This window comes from Roseibium aggregatum IAM 12614, assembly GCF_000168975.1.
Taxonomy (GTDB): domain Bacteria; phylum Pseudomonadota; class Alphaproteobacteria; order Rhizobiales; family Stappiaceae; genus Roseibium; species Roseibium aggregatum.
In genome coordinates this window covers 1-16,858 of the sequence record NZ_AAUW01000003.1, presented here as the reverse complement: position 1 = coordinate 16,858, position 16,858 = coordinate 1, and the positions used below count along the sequence as shown (strand labels likewise).

Annotated in this window: 23 protein-coding genes; 7 read left to right on the top strand and 16 right to left on the bottom strand. The window is 60.0% G+C overall.

Annotated features, from left to right (window positions below; translation table 11 throughout):
- Nucleotides 1-89: 89 nt before the first annotated feature.
- The 3 genes from SIAM614_RS04590 to SIAM614_RS04580 all read right to left on the bottom strand — a co-directional run bounded on the left by SIAM614_RS04590 (nt 90) and on the right by SIAM614_RS04580 (nt 2,707).
- Complete coding sequence (locus SIAM614_RS04590) at nt 90-602, bottom strand: hypothetical protein (RefSeq protein ID WP_006932466.1); 513 nt, start codon at nt 600-602, stop codon at nt 90-92.
- 106 nt (nt 603-708) lie between these two features.
- Nucleotides 709-1,173 (bottom strand): hypothetical protein, encoded by a 465-nt coding sequence (locus tag SIAM614_RS04585; RefSeq protein WP_006932465.1) that lies wholly within the window; start codon nt 1,171-1,173, stop codon nt 709-711.
- A gap of 22 nt (nt 1,174-1,195) precedes the next feature.
- The gene (locus tag SIAM614_RS04580; protein WP_006932464.1) at nt 1,196-2,707 is read right to left on the bottom strand and encodes an aminotransferase-like domain-containing protein; all 1,512 of its coding nucleotides are present in this window, start codon (nt 2,705-2,707) and stop codon (nt 1,196-1,198) included.
- Nucleotides 2,708-2,809: 102 nt separating this feature from the next.
- On the opposite strand from SIAM614_RS04580, the gene SIAM614_RS33290 reads away from it, so the two are divergent.
- Nucleotides 2,810-3,049 carry a DUF1127 domain-containing protein gene (locus tag SIAM614_RS33290; RefSeq protein WP_006932463.1) on the top strand — a complete coding sequence of 80 codons (240 nt, stop codon included), beginning with the start codon at nt 2,810-2,812 and terminating at the stop codon, nt 3,047-3,049.
- Nucleotides 3,050-3,172: 123 nt separating this feature from the next.
- On the opposite strand, the gene SIAM614_RS04570 is transcribed toward SIAM614_RS33290, so the two are convergent.
- Entirely contained in the window at nt 3,173-3,709 is a 537-nt protein-coding gene (locus SIAM614_RS04570) for a peroxiredoxin-like family protein (protein WP_006932462.1), read from the bottom strand.
- A 106-nt stretch (nt 3,710-3,815) separates the two neighbouring features.
- On the opposite strand from SIAM614_RS04570, the gene SIAM614_RS04565 reads away from it, so the two are divergent.
- Entirely contained in the window at nt 3,816-4,616 is an 801-nt protein-coding gene (locus SIAM614_RS04565; RefSeq protein ID WP_006932461.1) for an AraC family transcriptional regulator, read from the top strand.
- A gap of 246 nt (nt 4,617-4,862) precedes the next feature.
- Here the strand turns inward: SIAM614_RS04565 and SIAM614_RS04560 are convergent, their stop codons facing one another.
- From SIAM614_RS04560 to purC, 6 genes are all read right to left on the bottom strand, one after another.
- Nucleotides 4,863-5,117, bottom strand: coding sequence for a DUF2164 domain-containing protein (locus SIAM614_RS04560; protein ID WP_006932460.1), 255 nt, complete (start codon nt 5,115-5,117; stop codon nt 4,863-4,865).
- Between the two features lie 20 nt (nt 5,118-5,137).
- Nucleotides 5,138-5,803 (bottom strand): phosphoribosylformylglycinamidine synthase subunit PurQ, encoded by a 666-nt coding sequence (gene purQ, locus SIAM614_RS04555; RefSeq protein WP_006932458.1) that lies wholly within the window; start codon nt 5,801-5,803, stop codon nt 5,138-5,140.
- Between the two features lie 18 nt (nt 5,804-5,821).
- Nucleotides 5,822-5,929 carry a phosphoribosylformylglycinamidine synthase-associated small membrane protein gene (locus tag SIAM614_RS32875; RefSeq protein WP_006932457.1) on the bottom strand — a complete coding sequence of 36 codons (108 nt, stop codon included), beginning with the start codon at nt 5,927-5,929 and terminating at the stop codon, nt 5,822-5,824.
- 28 nt (nt 5,930-5,957) lie between these two features.
- Nucleotides 5,958-6,200 carry a phosphoribosylformylglycinamidine synthase subunit PurS gene (gene purS / locus SIAM614_RS04545; RefSeq protein ID WP_040439341.1) on the bottom strand — a complete coding sequence of 81 codons (243 nt, stop codon included), beginning with the start codon at nt 6,198-6,200 and terminating at the stop codon, nt 5,958-5,960.
- Between the two features lie 106 nt (nt 6,201-6,306).
- Nucleotides 6,307-6,846, bottom strand: a complete 540-nt coding sequence (locus SIAM614_RS04540) for a hypothetical protein (RefSeq protein ID WP_006932455.1) — start codon at nt 6,844-6,846, stop codon at nt 6,307-6,309.
- A 121-nt stretch (nt 6,847-6,967) separates the two neighbouring features.
- Nucleotides 6,968-7,732: a phosphoribosylaminoimidazolesuccinocarboxamide synthase gene (purC, locus tag SIAM614_RS04535; protein WP_006932454.1), complete on the bottom strand. Its 765-nt coding sequence runs from the start codon at nt 7,730-7,732 to the stop codon at nt 6,968-6,970.
- 307 nt (nt 7,733-8,039) lie between these two features.
- Here purC and SIAM614_RS04530 point away from each other — a divergent pair, with 307 nt between their 5' ends.
- The 3 genes from SIAM614_RS04530 (at nt 8,040) to SIAM614_RS04520 (ending at nt 9,811) form a co-directional block, all read left to right on the top strand.
- Complete coding sequence (locus tag SIAM614_RS04530) at nt 8,040-8,363, top strand: DUF1476 domain-containing protein (RefSeq protein ID WP_040439292.1); 324 nt, start codon at nt 8,040-8,042, stop codon at nt 8,361-8,363.
- A gap of 237 nt (nt 8,364-8,600) precedes the next feature.
- The gene (locus SIAM614_RS04525) at nt 8,601-9,407 is read left to right on the top strand and encodes an HpcH/HpaI aldolase family protein (RefSeq protein WP_006932450.1); all 807 of its coding nucleotides are present in this window, start codon (nt 8,601-8,603) and stop codon (nt 9,405-9,407) included.
- Nucleotides 9,408-9,595: 188 nt separating this feature from the next.
- Nucleotides 9,596-9,811: a hypothetical protein gene (locus SIAM614_RS04520; protein WP_006932449.1), complete on the top strand. Its 216-nt coding sequence runs from the start codon at nt 9,596-9,598 to the stop codon at nt 9,809-9,811.
- A 6-nt stretch (nt 9,812-9,817) separates the two neighbouring features.
- Here SIAM614_RS04520 and SIAM614_RS04515 read toward each other — a convergent pair whose 3' ends face one another.
- The 5 genes from SIAM614_RS04515 to purB all read right to left on the bottom strand — a co-directional run bounded on the left by SIAM614_RS04515 (nt 9,818) and on the right by purB (nt 13,839).
- On the bottom strand, nt 9,818-10,372 hold the full coding sequence (locus SIAM614_RS04515; protein WP_006932448.1) for an RBBP9/YdeN family alpha/beta hydrolase: 555 nt from the start codon (nt 10,370-10,372) through the stop codon (nt 9,818-9,820).
- A 163-nt stretch (nt 10,373-10,535) separates the two neighbouring features.
- Nucleotides 10,536-11,033 carry a BA14K family protein gene (locus SIAM614_RS33505; protein WP_081455183.1) on the bottom strand — a complete coding sequence of 166 codons (498 nt, stop codon included), beginning with the start codon at nt 11,031-11,033 and terminating at the stop codon, nt 10,536-10,538.
- A gap of 94 nt (nt 11,034-11,127) precedes the next feature.
- Nucleotides 11,128-11,877: a metallophosphoesterase family protein gene (locus SIAM614_RS04505; protein ID WP_006932446.1), complete on the bottom strand. Its 750-nt coding sequence runs from the start codon at nt 11,875-11,877 to the stop codon at nt 11,128-11,130.
- Between the two features lie 3 nt (nt 11,878-11,880).
- Nucleotides 11,881-12,282: a DUF4260 domain-containing protein gene (locus SIAM614_RS04500; protein WP_006932445.1), complete on the bottom strand. Its 402-nt coding sequence runs from the start codon at nt 12,280-12,282 to the stop codon at nt 11,881-11,883.
- A gap of 228 nt (nt 12,283-12,510) precedes the next feature.
- Nucleotides 12,511-13,839, bottom strand: coding sequence for an adenylosuccinate lyase (gene purB, locus SIAM614_RS04495; RefSeq protein ID WP_006932444.1), 1,329 nt, complete (start codon nt 13,837-13,839; stop codon nt 12,511-12,513).
- 158 nt (nt 13,840-13,997) lie between these two features.
- On the opposite strand from purB, the gene SIAM614_RS04490 reads away from it, so the two are divergent.
- Nucleotides 13,998-14,480, top strand: a complete 483-nt coding sequence (locus tag SIAM614_RS04490) for an NUDIX hydrolase (protein ID WP_006932443.1) — start codon at nt 13,998-14,000, stop codon at nt 14,478-14,480.
- Nucleotides 14,481-14,498: 18 nt separating this feature from the next.
- Here the strand turns inward: SIAM614_RS04490 and SIAM614_RS04485 are convergent, their stop codons facing one another.
- Nucleotides 14,499-16,076 (bottom strand): APC family permease, encoded by a 1,578-nt coding sequence (locus SIAM614_RS04485; protein WP_006932442.1) that lies wholly within the window; start codon nt 16,074-16,076, stop codon nt 14,499-14,501.
- A 333-nt stretch (nt 16,077-16,409) separates the two neighbouring features.
- On the opposite strand from SIAM614_RS04485, the gene SIAM614_RS04480 reads away from it, so the two are divergent.
- Nucleotides 16,410-16,709: a GIY-YIG nuclease family protein gene (locus SIAM614_RS04480; RefSeq protein ID WP_006932441.1), complete on the top strand. Its 300-nt coding sequence runs from the start codon at nt 16,410-16,412 to the stop codon at nt 16,707-16,709.
- Nucleotides 16,710-16,858: the final 149 nt, after the last annotated feature.

The window sequence follows — 16,858 nt, the reverse complement described above, 5'->3', positions numbered from 1 at the left end:
CGCAGACTTTTTTCGCGTGGCACGGAAAATAGCGTCACTTTCGAGACTTCAAGCGCCGTCTGGTGCCGTTTTCAGAACGACCGGCCGGTTCACCCCTTCGGTGCCGGCTGGATTTCCGGGTTGATGTGATAGCCGGGACCGATGGTCAGTGCCTTGGTGGGCATGGCCTTTGGCGCAACGCCGCTCTTCAGGCCCTTTTCGTGTTGCTCGATCTCCTGACCCGTCTTGGCATCCAAGACGTGAAGAACGGCGGTATAAGTGCGGTCGGCTTCGACATCGCTCAGCGACGGCGTTTCGAAACTGTAGTTGCGTCTGGCATGGGAAACGGCCTTCTCGATCTCGATCTTGCCACCCTGCGGGCGTTCGAATTCGGCAACGAGCCGGGTTCCAAGCGGCAGCGGCTTGACGAGACCAACCGTGATGCCAGCCCGGATGTCGGCAATGCGGTAATTGTAGATGAAACCGCCACCGGTGATTTCGGCAAAGCTGGCATTTGCCAGGATGGACTGGTTGTAGCGGTAAAGGGCGCCAAAGACGGCAATGCAATAGACTGCAGCCGCCACGCCGGCCAGTTTCACCCACAACGGCACAGACCCTGTCATTGCACCCTCCAGGTCACCAGCTCACATTGGCAGCAGAGCGGGTGCGGGACAAGAAAAACGTGATCCCGGTTCATGCGCCGTCAGGCTGGCCGGTCAGTCGTGGTTTTCACCGGTAGAGAGCATTGCCGTTACGTCTCAGGCAGTCCTCGATCGCGTCGACGAATTCTGCGCCGTAGAAGGACACCCGTCTCTCTTCGCCGCTGCCGGTCAGAGGTACCGCTAGCGTGAGTGTCTGCGCAAACCACAGGTCGCGCCGGTGGGTATCCGAAACAGCTTTCCAGGGTATGAGGATCGGCTTGTGGCCGATCCTGAAGAGAAAGATCGGGCACATGTAGAGACCAGCGTCGGACAGGGACACGTTCACACTGTTGCGGTAGTTGCCGAAGAGCCCGAACCTGATGGTTCGCCAGTTCCAGCTTCGGCCTTCCGGTTTTTCGGTGGCGGGATAGGCGTTCGCCAGCCCGGACCAGCCGCCGGTCTGGGCAATCACGAAGACAATCAGCGACCAGAACAGGGCGAAGACGACGAAGAAGACCGGAAGGATGACGAAGGGCAAACTGGTTTCCGGCATATTTTTCTGCCTTCAAAGGTCTCTATTCGAAACTGTCGTAGCAGGCTCCGCTGTCTTCCAGCAAATTTTGCAGGATCAGCAGGCCCTTGGCGGTCTCTGCCCGGGTCATCGGGTTGGTGATGCCGATGCGTACGCGGTGATAGACCTTGCCGGACCGGCCGGTCTTGAATTCGTCCTCATCATCGACCAGCACATTGGCGGCAGCGGCGGCCGCCTTGAAGGTGCCGGACAGCCAGGGTTCGGGCACCTTGAGCCACAGAAACGGTGCATCTGCGGCGGCGCACATGTCGTAGGCGCCGAGATACTTCTGCACCAATTCGAACCGGGCGGAGACTTCGGCAAGAATTTTCCCGCGGATTTCGTCTGCGGCGCCGGACAGAACCAGCCGGGTGGACAGTTCCGACAGGAGAAAGGATATGCCGCCGGTCAGCATCTTGTGGGCGGTGTAGATCCGCTGTGCGTGCGACAACGGGCTGGAAACCCAGCCGCCGCGCACGCCGGCGGTGACGGATTTCGACAACGAGCCGACGTGAAACGTGCGCTCTGGCGCCAGTGCGGCGAGCGGGGGCGGTGAGGTTTCGCGCAAGGACCCGTAGACCTCGTCCTCGATGATCCAGAGATTGTACTGGCGGGCAATGGTCACAATGTCCGCGCGGCGCTGTTCGCCCATCATGCCGAGGGTCGGGTTATGCATGGTCGGCATCACGAACAGCAGCTTCGGGTGCTTCTGAGCGCAGACGCGGACGAGATCTTCGGGCAGGGGGCCTTCGTCATCGCGCGCGATCTGGACCGGCCGCCTGCCGGAGAGAGCCGCACCACGGGCAATCGAACTGTAGGTCAGTTCCTCAAAGGCGACCTGATCGCCTGGGGCGGTCGTGGCCGCGATGATGGCCATGATCGCCGCCTGGGCGCCTGTCGTCGGCACGATGCTGCCTTCCGGCGGTTGCCATCCGGCGCGAGACAGCCAGATGCGCCCCGCCTGGCGCCAGCTTTCGGGCACGGAGCGGGTGTAGCTGGCAATTTCGTATGGCGCCTCACGGGTGATGTCGGCCGTCAGCCGTCCGATAACGGCAGCCTGACCGATCTCGGGTGCGGACGTGCTGTCGAAGCGGATTGCCTCTGGAGAGGGCACCATGACCCGGGTTCCGCCAAAGGCGACGTCCTTCGGCACGTGCATCGCACCCTGGGTCCAGGAAGAGGCGGATATGTTCTGTGCCACAGAGCCGTTGGTCTGATGTGTGGGCCGGTCGAGATCGGGCTTGGTGTCTTCTTCAAGCGTCGGATCGTACGTGCTGCCGAGAACGAAGGTGCCGCGCCCGACTTCCCCGCTGACGAGACCACGCTGTCGGATCAGCGCATAGGCGCGGCCGATCGTGCCGACGGTGACGCCGAGATCGTAGGCGAGGTCGCGCTGCGGCGGCAGTTTGGAGCCGGCACCAAGCGCGCCGGTGGCGATGTCCTCGGCGATGCGGTCCGCCAGCCGGATGTAGAGCGGGCCTTGGCCCTCGGGAATCTCTGGGTGCCAATTTGTCATGGTGACAATTTAATATATTGCATCCCAAACAGAGTCAATTCATATGATTGTAGCGCTACAATGCGTCCAATTGATGTAATTGTCACCCTGGAGATGACTTAAATGAGTTCAATCGAAACAATATCCGGGCGCCCGATATCGCGGCTCCGGATCCCCGGCGGTCTCGCCAGAACGGCTTTCAGATATCTGAGGGAATGGTTTGTGAGACGCCGGACCCGCCTGGAACTTCTGGAATTGTCAGACGCGGCCCTTGAGGACCTCGGACTGACCCGGGAGGCTGCGCTGGCCGAGGCAATGCGTCCGTTCTGGGATACCGAAAGCCGGCGCAAGGGCCGCTATTGATGCGGAGATCGCTACCGATCCCCACGGACAAGGACCTGCTTCCCCTGGCAAGTCTTTGTTGATGCCGGACACGATGCAGCCCGTGTCCGGCATCCTTGTTTTGAGGCCCGTGTAAAGGCGCCGTCAGACTGCGCCGGTATATTCGCCGCGTGCCGGATACTCGTTCTTCTGAACGAAATCGAGCGCACCGACCATTTCCTGGAAGTGCGGGCGCACGAAAGGCATGGTCTGGACGGAGGCGAAGTAAAGCGTGCCGTCCGATTTCACCAGAAAGACGCCGGGTTCTGAAAACAGCGCCGGCTCGTCGATGCCGATCGAGGTGGTGCCACGGCTGGTGGAAACGTATAGCCCCCATTCTCTTGCGACAGTGAGCGGCAGGCCGTAGCCGAAACGCAGATCCGCATGGCCGACTTTTTCCGCCATTTTTTCCGCGCGATCCCTGTCGTCCGAAGAAATCGCAATGGTCTTGACGCCCTTTGCCGCGAAATCGGCGGTCAGTCGGCCCAGTTCTTTCAGGTAGGTTGCGCAGATCGGGCAATGCAGGCCCCGGTAGAAAACGACAAGCGTTGCGAAATCGGCGTTATCCTTGGACAGATCGAAGGATCCGGAGCTCAGTGTTTCGACCGTCAGGCCGGGAACGGGTTGGCGTGGAACAAGCATGTTTTCCTCATTTGGCTGGGCAGGCTTTCCATTTCCCTGCGAATAGCTGTAAGGTAGTGAACGAAAGCTCCATAAACATTCATAAAAAATGCTCAGGAGTACGGAAATGCCGGCCCCCTATCGAACGTCCTTCAATGGCAGACTGGACCGGCTGTCTTCGCTCATCGACCGACTTCGCGTGCAGGTGGACATCTCATTGACCGCGGACGCGGACGGCAGCGATTCCAATCTGAGGATCTACGACAGCCCGGTGAGAGGGCTGAGGCTTGTCTTTTGTCCTGTGCGGGATGGGAAGGGAACGCTTTGCGGCATGGAGCCCGCCAGCGATGAGACGCCGCTTGTTGCAGCCCGGATCACGATCTCCGGTGTCGGCAGGCAGCTCATCAGTGCCTTGCCGGACTGCATTTCCGTGCAAATGACGGAAGATCCCTTTCTCTCTGCCGTGGTGACACCGCTGATCGAGGAAGCCACCATGCCCAGATGTGGCGGGCAGGCCGCGTTCCAGCGTTTATGCGAAGTTGTCGTGATCCGGCTGCTGCGTCACGCCATGGAGGAGGGGAAGGCCGATACAGGCCTCTTGAACGGTCTGGCAAACCCGCGGATCGCAGCCGCGCTGGTGGCGATCCACGAGGTGCCCGGAGAACCCTGGACGCTGGAAAAGCTGGCCGAGACGGCCGGCATGTCGCGCACGCAGTTCGCGGTGACCTTCAAGGAACTCGTCGGCACAACGCCCATGGGCTATCTCTCCAACTGGCGGCTGGACATTGCCCGCTCCGAGCTGGAAACCGGCAGGCAGGTCAAGGCCGTCGCCAGCCTCTGCGGCTTCGCAAGCCCCGCAGCCTTTTCCAGAGCCTTCTCCCGCCGGTTCGGCTACTCCCCCAAGCAAAAGCGCAGCCAGGCGGCTTGAACCGGCTACTCCCTGAGCTTCAGTAGCCTCATAAGCCTCTGTATTTGTCATCCCGGTTTGGTGCGCAGCGCCAAGACCGGTATCCAGTATCCGCCGGAGCTGACGGGATGGGGCAAGGCGGCTGAGGCGGTCGGTTACTGGATCCCCGCCTGCGCGGGGATGACAAGGAGAGTGGGGACTGAAGGCGCCAGGCCTTGCGGAAATCGGAGTGGACGGGCTTCTTCACGCCGCAGCGTCCCCTGAAGTTTAGCCGCGATCCTGAACTGGTTTTTCCAGGGCGTAGAGTTCGTCGTTGATGTCGTCGACCTTGCGGGCGAGCAGGGCCTGGGCGTCCTTGAGGCCCAGGTTGTAGAACCTGGCCCCCAGAGACGGCGTCAGGAAATCGATAAGCAATTCGGCGTCCATGTTGCCGATGTCGATATCCAGATCGGTTTCGAGATAATGCTTGATCTCGGAGGCGAGGCGGGTTCTGGCGTCCTTGTCGAGTGTCAGGTCTGTCATGCCCGCCTCCCGGATGGTTTTCAGGCTGCTTCCAGCAGGCTTTCAAACAGCAGGCGGCCGTCAAGACCGCCATTGATCGGTTCGATCAGGTTTTCCGGATGCGGCATCATGCCGAGGACGTTGCCCTTGGCATTGGTGATGCCGGCAATGTCGTTGAGGGAGCCGTTCGGATTGGTGCCGCCCGCGTAGCGGAAGACGACCTGACCATTGTCCTCGATCTGTTTCAGCGTGTCGGCGTCGGCAAAGTAGTTGCCGTCGTGATGGGCCACCGGGCAGCGCCAGACCTGGCCCTTTTCGAATTTCGAGGAGAACCTTGTCGCGGTGTTGACGGTTTCCATCAGGACTTCGCGGCAGACGAAGGTGAGCCCGGCGTTGCGCATCAGGGCACCCGGCAGCAGGCCGGCCTCGGTCAGGATCTGGAACCCGTTGCAGACACCGAGCACAGCGACGCCGCTGTCGGCCTTGGCCACGAGGTCCTTGAGGATCGGGGAACGGGCGGCAATCGCACCGGAGCGCAGATAGTCGCCGTAGGAAAAGCCGCCGGGAACAACCACGAGATCCACATCCGGCAGGGTGCTTTCCGTGTGCCAGACGCTCTGCGGCCTGGTTCCGGTGATCAGTTCCAGAGCGTGGAACATGTCACGGTCGCGGTTGGAGCCGGGGAAAACGATGACTGCGGTTTTCATATGGGCAATCCAGTCGGTTCAGAGCAGAACAAGTACGGCAATCAGGGCCGCGATTGCGGGCACCAGAATGAATATCGCCGCTTTGGTGGCCATGAAGATCAGGGCCTTGCGGGTGTCGTCATCCATCGGCGGTGCCCCGGTGTCGAAGTGTCGGTCAGGCGATCTCGATCGCGTAGTTCTCGATGACGGTGTTGGCGAGCAGCTTTTCGCACATCTGCTCCAGCTCAGCCTTGGCGGCTGCCTTGTCGGTACCGGTCAGTTCGACATCGAACACCTTGCCCTGACGAACGGAGCCGACGTCGCCGAAGCCGAGGCCGCCGAGCGCGCCTTCGATGGCTTTTCCCTGAGGATCGAGTACACCGTTTTTCAGGGTGACGATCACACGTGCTTTCATGATTGGGATCCCCGCAGCAGACTGCAGATTCTGCAGTTGAATGACTTTGGGGCTCCCCATACACGAGGAGCCCCATTTGCGAAAGGCCTGTGTGCAGAAAACCTGCGATTTACGGCACGCGCTTGATCGTTGTCTGCTTCAGGAAGCGGTCGAGATTTGCCTTTGCCCTGGAGCTTGATGTCGCAAAGGAGGCAACGGTGCTGCCGCGGTCGTTTTGAATGATGAGGCGTGCGGCGACATAGACGTTGCCTTTGTCCGTCCGGTACCTGGTAGTCATGTCGAAGCCGGAATAGGATTTGGTGACGACACGGCGATTGGTTTTGAGACGGACCTGACCCTTTGAGGCCACGTTCGCAATGTTGCCGACGGCATTCATCAATTCGGCAGAGATCAGGTTTTGCCGGATGGCCGATTCCGTGTCGCCCTCGACCTCGATCGGACCCACAACGACAACTTCAGGCGATTTGCAGGTGGATGGCAGACAAACATATACGGCCTTGTTGCCGTTCTGCTTACTGGCCCAACCCTTGGGTGCAAAGCTGGAGGATATGCTGCCGGGCTTCAGGCCCGTGGTTTGACAGGCTGCAAGAAAACCGCACAGAAGCGCAATCGATACGGCCTTGAAAATGGAAGAAAATCTAAAAGACATAACGCCCCCTTGTTGAACAAGGAGGCGTCATAGTTGGCAATACCGATGGTTGCAATGTTGACGTAAGGGCCGTTTGCAGCGATTGCACCAGCCTGTGTCAATACTGCATCAGCAGCGCGTCTTACTTGACCAGGGTCGGTCCGGAACCTGCCGGGCGCTCGCTGGTGATCATGATCCCCAGCCGCTTGGCAACTTCCTGGTAGGCTTCCAGCATGCCGCCCATGTCGCGGCGGAAGCGGTCCTTGTCCATCTTGTCGTTGGTCTCGATGTCCCACAGACGGCAGCTGTCCGGGGAAATCTCGTCGGCAACGACGATGCGCATCATGTCTCCTTCGAACAGGCGGCCGCATTCGATCTTGAAATCGACAAGGCGAATGCCGACGCCCAGGAACAGACCGCACAGGAAATCGTTGACGCGGATGGCGAGCGCCATCATGTCGTCCAGTTCCTGCGGGGTTGCCCAGCCGAACGCGGTGATGTGTTCTTCGGCAACCATCGGGTCGTTGAGCTCATCGTTCTTGTAGTAGAATTCGATGATGGAACGCGGCAACTGAGTGCCTTCTTCCAGGCCCAGACGGGTGGCGATGGAACCGGCGGCGACGTTGCGCACGACCACTTCCAGCGGAATGATCTCGACTTCCCGGATCAACTGTTCGCGCATGTTGAGGCGGCGAATGAAGTGAGTCGGGATGCCGATGGCATTCAGATGGTTGAAGATATATTCGGAAATCCGGTTGTTGAGCACGCCTTTGCCGTCAACAATCTCGTGTTTCTTGTTGTTGAAGGCAGTCGCGTCGTCCTTGAAGTGCTGAACCAGTGTTCCCGGTTCAGGACCTTCGTAAAGGATCTTGCCCTTACCTTCGTAAATGCGCCGGCGGCGGTTCATTGGCTATACCGTGTCTTTTAGAGAAACCTTTGACGGGACATGCTTACCTTGTCTGAAAATCCACCGGGACGTTTGTCGTCAACCGGCCGATGCTTAAAGGCAGCTGGCCCTCTTTTGCGGCGCGGAACTTAACCGAAGCCGGGCAAAAGTACAATCTTATGTTTCCAGAGAGTGCGCAGGGCGGTTATGCTTTTGACGCATGCGTGTACGTACTGCGTTGATTTGATCGCCATGCGGGGATATGCAAGAGACCAAATCAGCCCCATATGGGGAGAAATGCATCAGCGCAGTTCAGGAGACGATGAGTATGAGCACATTCGACAAGCGCGAGCAGGGGTTTGAAAACAAGTTCGTGCATGACGAGGAGCTGCGGTTCAAGGCAACCGCACGCCGCAACAAGTTGCTGGGGCTGTGGGCGGCCGGTCTTCTGGGCTTTGAAGGCGAAAAGGCCGACGAATACGCCAAGGAAGTCGTCCGGGCCGATTTCGAAGAGCCGGGCGAGGAAGACGTGTTCCGCAAGCTTCGCGAAGATTTCGACGCAAACAACGTCGAGCAGTCCGATCATCAGATACGCCGCACCATGGACGAACTGATGCACACGGCAATCGACCAGTTGCAGAAAGAAGGCTGATCACAGCTTTCTACGCTTCAAGCGCCCGCCGGAAACGGCGGGCGTTTTTGCGTTGTCAGGCAGGACTTCCGCCAGGGCTTCTGGCAGACCTTGCATCTGAGACAATCCTCTTTCGACTGCAATGAAGAAAATTTCCTTCTCCCTTTGCGTCAACCAAGCTCGCGGATATGCAAAAAGAGCGCTTGCGGTTGTGCCGGCAGACGGATTTGATACCTCCACTTACGGAGGAGACGTCCCGTGTCAGAAAATGCCTTTCTCGCCGACAAGCTGCGTTCCGGAAAAGCTGTCATTACCGGCTGGTCCCAGTTGTCCGCCCCCATGGTTCCGGAGTTGTTTGCCCGCTCGGGTTACGAGGCGGTGACGCTTGATCTTCAGCATGGCATGTATGATTTTGCCTCTGCCTGCGAGGCTATGGCCGCCATTGCCCTGGCCGGAGCCCACCGCATCGTCCGCATTCCCGTGGGCGACAACGCGCTTGCGGGGCGGCTGATCGACATGGGGGCCGATTGCATCATCGCGCCGATGATCAATTCCTTCCGGGACGCGGACATCTTTGCGCGCGCCGTCAAGTATCCGCCGATAGGCGAGCGAAGCTGGTCGCCGTTCCGAGCAGCCATGCTGAGCGGGCAGACGCGGGACGAATATCTTGAAAACGCCAACGCCCAGACCCTGGCCTTCGCCATGATCGAAACCCAGGACGCCATCGACGCATTGGACGAGATTCTGAGTGTCGATTGTCTCGACGGCGTGTTCGTCGGCCCGAGTGACCTTTCTCTCGCGCTGTCGAAAGGCGCGTCACTTGACCCGAACGGGGCCCATACGGGAGAGGTTGCCGGAGAGATTGCGAAAAGGGCGCTTGCGGCAGGCAAACTTGCCGGGATTTTCTGCCTCAATGCCGACAAGGTCGAGGATGCCTACAATCAGGGTTTCCGGTTGATGTCGCACGGGGTCGACACGCTCTTTCTCGATCATTCCGCCCGGGGTGCGCTCAAGGAGGTTGCCTGGCTTTCGGAGCCCGGCGCAGGGCCGACTGCCGGCTATTGATGCAGGATCTTCGTGCACGTACTTGACCTGGGTCAATGCTGTAAGTTTCCATTTTGCGCAAGTAATGGAATATCGAAACCGCGACGGTTCTGAGCTTCAACGGCAAGGGTGATTATGTCTCATAATCAATCACTGCTAACCGTGGTGCTCAGGACGGAGAACCGCCGCTTTCCCGATGGGAGACCCTCATGTGGAAACTGGCATTGATCCTGTTCATCATCATCGGCCCGACACTTGCGGGCCTTGGCGCCCTGGTTCCGTTGTCGTTCTACGGCGTCGGCGACTTCAACGCGCTGCTGCTTGTCGGCGGCGCGGCGGCAGGCGCCGCGCTTGCTGCTCCGGTAAGTTACTGGGTCGCGACGCGGATCGGCGCGATGATGGACGCCTCCTCCGCACGGACCTGAGCGACGTCAGCCCAACTTCTTCATGAAATGCGCGAAGGACATCATGCCTTCCGGCCAGGGGCCATGGCCACTTTCCAGGTTGATGTGGCCTGCGGCCCCGGCATACTGGAAGGTGGTGCCCCAGACCTTGGCAAAGTGCTCGGCACGCGCGTAGTCGCAATAGGGATCGTCCCGGCTGGCAACAAGGTGCGCCGGGAACGGCAGCGGGTGCTCCGGAATGGGCTTGAAATCACCGCCGTCGAACTCGGTCACCAGTCCCTCGCGGTCCCAATCGGATGGAGCGACCAGATAGGCGCCGGCAATCTTGCCCTTCAGCGCATGAGCGCCATGGGCAACCAGGATGCAGCCAAGCGAATGGGCGACAAGCACGACAGGCCGCTCGGCGGCATCGACTGCCTCGACGAGCGTTTCCAGCCATTCCTTCTTGCTCGGGCGGTGCAATTCGGCCTGTTTCACCACACGGGCGTTCGCCATCTTGTCGCGCCATCGCAGTAGCCAATGGCCCGGCAAGGTCTTGCCGTAGCCGGGAACAAGCAGAATATCGGTGTCTGAAATTTTCACGGGCTACACCTATGCGTGGCTGTCGAAGATGTGCCGCTGTCTCGCAGTTTTTCCGGGCGCTTGTCAATCGCGGCAAGCGCGGGGCGGGATGACGATTGAAGGGAATGCAAAAAAAAAGCCGGCCCTGGGGACCGGCTCTTTGCCTGGCGAGCTTCAACTGCCATCACGGCCCATAGGGCGAGACGCATGCACGGCGTGGTCCGTGGTAGGGCTGGAAACTGTTGTCCACGGCACGGTAGGACCTGTAGCGCTGGTCGCACCATTGGTAATGGGCAGGGCTGTACCCGCGGCCGTACCGCGGCGGAGCGGCATAGCGGGGCGGGGCAACGTAGCGAGGCCCGGGGGCGACGCCGATACCGAAGCCAAAGGCTGCCGGCGGGAACCACCAACCATTGTAGCGGCGGTAACCCTGGCGGTATTTCCGATACCCTCGGTGACCGTTGTAATAATGGCGGCCGTTTTGATTGTTGTAGCCGCGATGCGGATTGTGTCCACGTCTGTGGTCGACCGTGAGAACGTTGGCCGGCACCTCCGTTTGCGTCTGAGCGCGCGTTGGTGCGAGCTGAGAAAGAGGAAGGGGGGCGGCGAATGCGGGCAGAGCCAACCCCACCGCGAGACCGCCTATGGCGACGTGACTTAAAACGGATTTCCAGATCGGCATGACTTACTCCATGGGCATCATAGAGATAAAACGTGGATCACACGGCTTAGTTCCGCGAAATCGTCCGGCAAGGTCAATGGTGACTGGCGGTTGATCAGGAAAGCGGGCCGTAAAACCCGTGTTTGAGCGCGCGTGCCCAGCCTGGACGCCCGTTCTTTTCCGCTTCGGCTGAGGCGGCGTCCCAATCATAGGTCAGGATCTTCTCCTGGAAGTTCCACGCACCGTGATTGTTGGTCATCAGGGCATAGCGGGCATGCGGGCTGCCGGCTTCCATGACGTGACGGTGCGGGTGGTCATCCTCGTAGGACGGCAGGCCGACGCTACCGGGATTGAGCAGGACCTGCCCGGTTTTCTGCAGCCGGATGACCCTTGGAATATGCGTGTGACCGCAGCAGACGACAGGTGCCGTTTCGCCCTTCAGTTCGCCCAGCAAGGTCTGTTCGTCCGGCAAGTGTCCTTTCGGTCCCTCCACCTTTTCGGTCAGGTAGCGGTCGTCATTGTCCGGCGTGCCATGGCACAGAAAAATCTCGTCGGTCAGGCGGATGGTCGGCTGGCTGGTTGCCAGCCAGTCGCGGCTTGCCTGAGTAAGACGCTCAGCGGCGAAGACGTCGGTCGGTCCCATCTTGTCGAGCGGATCGTCCAGCACGACGCGGTCGTGGTTGCCGCGCACGGTCGGCCAGGCGGTCTCGCGCAGGATGGCGGCAGTTTCCTCCGGCCAGAGCGGGCCGGAAACGCAATCGCCCAGATTGACGATCAGGTCCGGCGCTTCCAGCTTCAGGTCTGCCAGTACGGCTTCAAGGGCCAGGACATTGCCGTGAATGTCCGACACAACGGCGATTTTCATCGTTCAGCTATCCTGTCGGCCGATCCGGCCAAGGTGGGTGATCTTGAACCCTTCCGGGCTCTTCAGGCCGTAGCCCAGAACCCGGTCGAACGCAATGTGGGCCGTCCAGATGATCGCAATCGGGGCAAAATCCCAGAAGGCGTAGGGATCGAGATCATTATCGGTGAGGATCACCCCGAGCCCCATCAGAAGCGCAGGGCCGATGTAGGTGTGAAAGAGATTGTAGATCAGGGCGCCGATCCGTGGATTGGCGAAATATCCCAGCATCGACAGGTCGGGCACCAGAATGAGGATGACAAACGTCAGCCAGGGGGCACCAATCCAGAAATAAAGGACCAGCGCAGCAATCAGAACAAAGAGCGCCTCAATGCGCTGCCATGCAACAAGGGAGTTTTCGCCGCACATGTCCAATCTCCCGATACAAGAGGAAAGGGAGGTGAATACCTCCGGCCATCGCTGACTTCGTTTTTGCCTTCCGATGTCATCCCGGCCAAACGAAGTGCGAGCCGGGAGCGGAGAGCCACAGTCTATGCCGTGGCTCCCCCAATGCGTTGGTTATGCCCTGGCTCTCCGATCCCGGATCTTCGCTTCGCTGCGTTCGGGATGACGAACCGACAAGGATTTAGTGGCGGTTTAGGCTTTGCCGAAGACCCGTTCGAAGATCACGTCGACATTCTTGGTGTGATAGCCAAGATCGAAGCGGTCACGGATTTCTTCTTCGGACAGATACTTGCGGACATCCTCGTCGTTGAGAAGCTCGGTCAGGAAGTCGACGGAGGCAGCACCGGCCACCTGGTAGCTGTCCCAGACTTTCATGGCATTGCGCTGAACCAGGCGGTAAGCGTCCTCGCGGGAGGAGCCAGCCTGCGTGAGGGCTAGCAGGATGCGCTGGGAGTGCACGAGGCCGCCGAGACGGTCCATGTTGCCGATCATGCGCTCCGGATAGACCAGCAGCTTGTCGATGACGCCGGTCAGGCGTGCCAGAGCGAAATCGAGGGTGATGGTCGCGTCCGGGCCGATCATGCGCTCGACGGAGGAATGGGAAATGTCGCGCTCGTGCCAGAGAGCCACGTTTTCCATTGCGGGAATAGAGAAGCCACGGACGATGCGGGCAAGGCCGGTCAGGTTTTCGGTCAACACCGGGTTGCGCTTGTGCGGCATCGCCGACGAGCCCTTCTGGCCCTTGGAGAAGAATTCTTCCGCTTCCAGAACCTCGGTGCGCTGCAGGTGGCGGACTTCGGTTGCCAGGCGCTCGATGGACGAGGCGATCACGCCGAGGGTCGCGAAATACATGGCGTGACGGTCACGCGGGATCACCTGGGTGGAGACCGGCTCGGCCTGAAGGCCCATGGCCTTGGCGACATGTTCTTCAACGGCAGGGTCGATGTTGGCGAAGGTGCCGACCGCACCGGAAATGGCGCAGGTGGCGATTTCCTCACGCGCGGCCAGCAGGCGCTTCTTGCAGCGGTCGAACTCGGCATAGGCTTCGGCCATCTTCAGGCCGAAGGTGACCGGTTCGGCATGGATGCCGTGGGACCGGCCGATGCAGACGGTGTCCTTGTGCTCCATCGCCCGGCGCTTGATCGCGGCCAGCAGGGCGTCCATGTCGGCCAGCAGCATGTCGGTTGCCTTGACCAGCTGCACGTTGAAGCAGGTGTCGAGCACGTCGGATGAGGTCATGCCCTGGTGCACGAAACGGGCGTCCGGGCCAACGATTTCCGCCAGATGGGTCAGGAAGGCGATGACGTCGTGCTTGGTCTCGCGCTCGATCTCGTCGATGCGGTCGATGTCGAACGTGGCATTGCCGCCCTTTTCCCAGATGGTCTTGGCCGCTTCCTTCGGGATCACACCGCGTTCGGCCAGAGCGTCGCAGGCATGTGCCTCGATCTCGAACCAGATGCGGAACTTCGATTCCGGCGACCAGATGGCAACCATATCGGGGCGGGAATAGCGCGGGATCATCGGCGAATGGACCTCATATGTGGAAATTCTGGCTGCGGAATAGCAGAGGGGCGCTGCCCCTTCAATGAGGAGAGGCGGTTTTTGCTTGCAGCACGGTGCCTGAATGTGAATTTTACGGTGCACACGTAGGCGATGCGGCTGTCTTTGAGGAGACACGGATGACGATCTGGCGGCCAGCTAACACGATTTCGGTGAAGGCGCTTGCCCTGATCTGGCAGGACGACGCGTTGCTTCTGTCCGATGTCTGCGACGACACGGGCCGCGTCACCGGAATGCGGCCGCTGGGCGGCACGGTGGAATTCGGCGAGCCCTGGCGCGACACGCTTCAGCGCGAGTTCCTGGAAGAACTGGGCGCAAGGATCATCCTGCTCGACGATTTTATCGTGATGGAGAACATTTACGATCATCACGGTGTCCCGGGTCATGAGGTGGTTTTCCTGTGCCATGCCCATTTCACCGACAACAGCTATTACCGGACGGATACGATCATTTACGAAGTGAATGACGACACCACCGGAACAGCCCGCTGGATCACGCTGGATGAACTGGCCGCCAAGGGGCTTGAACTTTATCCCTCGGGACTGAAGGACAAACTGCCGGGGCAGGCCGGGAAAACCGTGCCGGGCCGCCGGTTCAGCTGATCCGGCTCCTGAAAGCCGTCACGCCGTATCGCCGTATTCCATCCGCTCGTCTGCCTTTTCCTCGGCCATGTAGAGATCGAACTTGTCCTGGCGCAGCCGCAGACGCACCGCCAGAACGTAGACCGCGACCGCCAGCGCCGAGACCACGACAATGTCCGGCCCGACCGGCAGGTATCCGGCACCGCCACCAAAGGATCCAAGCCAGGAGAGCAGCACAAGTCCTGCGAGATAGGGCGCGAGCCAGGCCGCTTCGCGCCAGTCCAGGCTGTCGAAACCGCCCTGGCTGTTGCGGTAGATCATCAGCACGAAACCGATCAGCAGGCAGAGCCCAAGGTGCAGCATCGTGTCCCAGCCGCTCCAGTAGATGATCAGGCTTGCGACCACGAAGGCAAAGCACCCGGTGACAGGAGCCGCCGGCAGCACGAAGGCGCGCGGCACGTCGGACATGAGGTCCCGAAAGGCCAGTACGGCGACGGGGCCGACAACGAAGGACAGCACGATTGAGGACGTGTTGAGGGCGATCACTTCCTTGAACGGCAGGATGAAGAAGAACAGCGCCGAGACGGCGAAGTTGATCAGCAGGGCAAACAGCGGCACACCGCGGGCGGACAGGGTTTCCATGAACTTGGGAAAGAGACCGTTCTGCGCCATGGCAAGGCCGAGACGGGCGTTCGACCCGACGGAGACGAGCGCCGATGCGAAACTGGAAATGCGGGCGCTGCTGTCCAGAATGCTGACGATCCAGAGCGCGCCGACCGCAGTGGCAAGAGCTGCCATCGGGCCGAGCTCTCCCGGGAAGCTGAGCGCTGCCCAGCCCTGCTTGAGCTGAGACGGATCGAGCGCACCAAGAAAGGCGAGCTGCAAGCCGCCGTAGATCAGCAGGCAGACCACAAGGCTGATCACCAGAGCCAGGGGCACGTTGACTTTCGGATTGCGGGCCTCGCCCGCCATATCGATCACATGGCGGAAGCCGATCAGGGCGAAGATCACGCCGCCGGTGGAAATCGCCGACAGAATGCCTTTCAGCCCTTCCGGAGCAAAGCCGCCGTATTCGCTGAAATTGGCGTATCGGAATTCGGACGTGAGGATAACTGCGGCGAGAAGGGCCGGAACAAGGATCTTCACCCAGGTCAGCGCCGTGTTGATCCGGGCGAAGAAACGAACTCCGAACGCGTTCAGCACGGTGAAGACCGCCAGCAGAACGCAGGCAACGGCCAGGCCGGCGGTACTGAGAAGCCCGTCTGATCCGTATAACCAGGGCGCAAGGCTCTTGGAGTAGCGCAGCACGGCCTCCACCTCGATGGTGGCGGTGGTGTTGTAGCCGACCCAGGCCGTCCAGCCCATTGTCATGGAGACGACCGACCCGTGGGAGAAATGCGGCACACGCCCGATGCCGCCTGCAACCGGCAGGATCGTCGCGATCTCCGCGAAGGTGGCGGCCAGAAGCAACATGGCGAAGCCGCCGATCATCCAGGCGATAAGGGCAGATGGCCCGGCCGCCTGGGCAGCCATCAAGGGCGCGAACAGCCACCCAGATCCAAGAATTCCGCTGATCGCCACAAAAGTGAGGCCCAGCAGACCGATACTGCGTTGCATATGCGCCAAGACGATTCCCCCAGTCTTTAACGGGGAGAGCTTAACCGACGGATTGTCTTAACGGAAAGACGCGAAGCGGAAGTATTTGGAATGCGTCCGGCTGGCGTGGGGAAAAGGTGCCTTGGGCCCATCTTTCGAGACAGACCTGACGGTCCTCCTCAAGATGAGGGTGTTTGTGTGGGAAGTCTGAGGTGAAAGTTGTCTCAGAGCATCAGAGCCCTGCAATCCCTCCGCCACCTCATCCTGAGGAAGCGCGAAGCGCTGTCTCGAAGGATGGGCAGCTTGCTCCAAATAATCAGTCATAAGTTGCTATAGCCATGATATGCCATCTGAATGCAGGTGACTTTCTATATCCTCAGATGCTCGAACGGCAGCTACTACACGGGCATCACGCGTAAGGATCTCGCGAGCCGGATCAGTGAACATCAACAGGGAATATATGACGGTTACACTGCTCGCTATCGACCTGTCGAACTCGTGTTCAATTGCGAGTTCGAGAATCTCACGGACGCAATTGCCTGTGAACGGCAGGTGAAAGAGTGGAGGCGTGACAAAAAAGAAGCCTTGATAAAAGGCGAGTTCGATCTTCTTCCCGCGCTTTCGAGACGAGGAGGAGCGACGGCGAAGAAATGAGCTCGTGGCCCATCCTTCGAGACGGACCTAAGGTCCTCCTCAGGATGAGGGTGTTGGTGTTGACGGGCTGAAGCGGATGTTGTTTCTCAGTCTCAAAGTCTCAAAGTCTCAAAGTCTCAAAGTCTCAAAGTCTCAAAGTCTCAAAGTCT

Bases quoted from the DNA above. Each gene is read 5' to 3' on its own strand.
- SIAM614_RS04500 (WP_006932445.1), bottom strand. From the start codon at position 12,282: ATGTGCGGCGAAAACTCCCTTGTTGCATGGCAGCGCATTGAGGCGCTC.
- SIAM614_RS04490 (WP_006932443.1), top strand. From the start codon at position 13,998: ATGACGATCTGGCGGCCAGCTAACACGATTTCGGTGAAGGCGCTTGCC.
- SIAM614_RS04530 (WP_040439292.1), top strand. From the start codon at position 8,040: ATGAGCACATTCGACAAGCGCGAGCAGGGGTTTGAAAACAAGTTCGTG.
- SIAM614_RS04540 (WP_006932455.1), bottom strand. From the start codon at position 6,846: ATGTCTTTTAGATTTTCTTCCATTTTCAAGGCCGTATCGATTGCGCTT.
- SIAM614_RS04560 (WP_006932460.1), bottom strand. From the start codon at position 5,117: ATGACAGACCTGACACTCGACAAGGACGCCAGAACCCGCCTCGCCTCC.
- SIAM614_RS32875 (WP_006932457.1), bottom strand. From the start codon at position 5,929: ATGGATGACGACACCCGCAAGGCCCTGATCTTCATGGCCACCAAAGCG.
- SIAM614_RS04590 (WP_006932466.1), bottom strand. From the start codon at position 602: ATGACAGGGTCTGTGCCGTTGTGGGTGAAACTGGCCGGCGTGGCGGCT.
- purQ (WP_006932458.1), bottom strand. From the start codon at position 5,803: ATGAAAACCGCAGTCATCGTTTTCCCCGGCTCCAACCGCGACCGTGAC.
- SIAM614_RS04570 (WP_006932462.1), bottom strand. From the start codon at position 3,709: ATGCTTGTTCCACGCCAACCCGTTCCCGGCCTGACGGTCGAAACACTG.
- SIAM614_RS04505 (WP_006932446.1), bottom strand. From the start codon at position 11,877: ATGAAAATCGCCGTTGTGTCGGACATTCACGGCAATGTCCTGGCCCTT.
- purB (WP_006932444.1), bottom strand. From the start codon at position 13,839: ATGATCCCGCGCTATTCCCGCCCCGATATGGTTGCCATCTGGTCGCCG.
- SIAM614_RS04580 (WP_006932464.1), bottom strand. From the start codon at position 2,707: ATGACAAATTGGCACCCAGAGATTCCCGAGGGCCAAGGCCCGCTCTAC.
- purC (WP_006932454.1), bottom strand. From the start codon at position 7,732: ATGAACCGCCGCCGGCGCATTTACGAAGGTAAGGGCAAGATCCTTTAC.
- SIAM614_RS04485 (WP_006932442.1), bottom strand. From the start codon at position 16,076: ATGCAACGCAGTATCGGTCTGCTGGGCCTCACTTTTGTGGCGATCAGC.
- SIAM614_RS04585 (WP_006932465.1), bottom strand. From the start codon at position 1,173: ATGCCGGAAACCAGTTTGCCCTTCGTCATCCTTCCGGTCTTCTTCGTC.
- SIAM614_RS33505 (WP_081455183.1), bottom strand. From the start codon at position 11,033: ATGCCGATCTGGAAATCCGTTTTAAGTCACGTCGCCATAGGCGGTCTC.
- SIAM614_RS04565 (WP_006932461.1), top strand. From the start codon at position 3,816: ATGCCGGCCCCCTATCGAACGTCCTTCAATGGCAGACTGGACCGGCTG.
- SIAM614_RS04520 (WP_006932449.1), top strand. From the start codon at position 9,596: ATGTGGAAACTGGCATTGATCCTGTTCATCATCATCGGCCCGACACTT.
- SIAM614_RS33290 (WP_006932463.1), top strand. From the start codon at position 2,810: ATGAGTTCAATCGAAACAATATCCGGGCGCCCGATATCGCGGCTCCGG.
- SIAM614_RS04480 (WP_006932441.1), top strand. From the start codon at position 16,410: ATGCAGGTGACTTTCTATATCCTCAGATGCTCGAACGGCAGCTACTAC.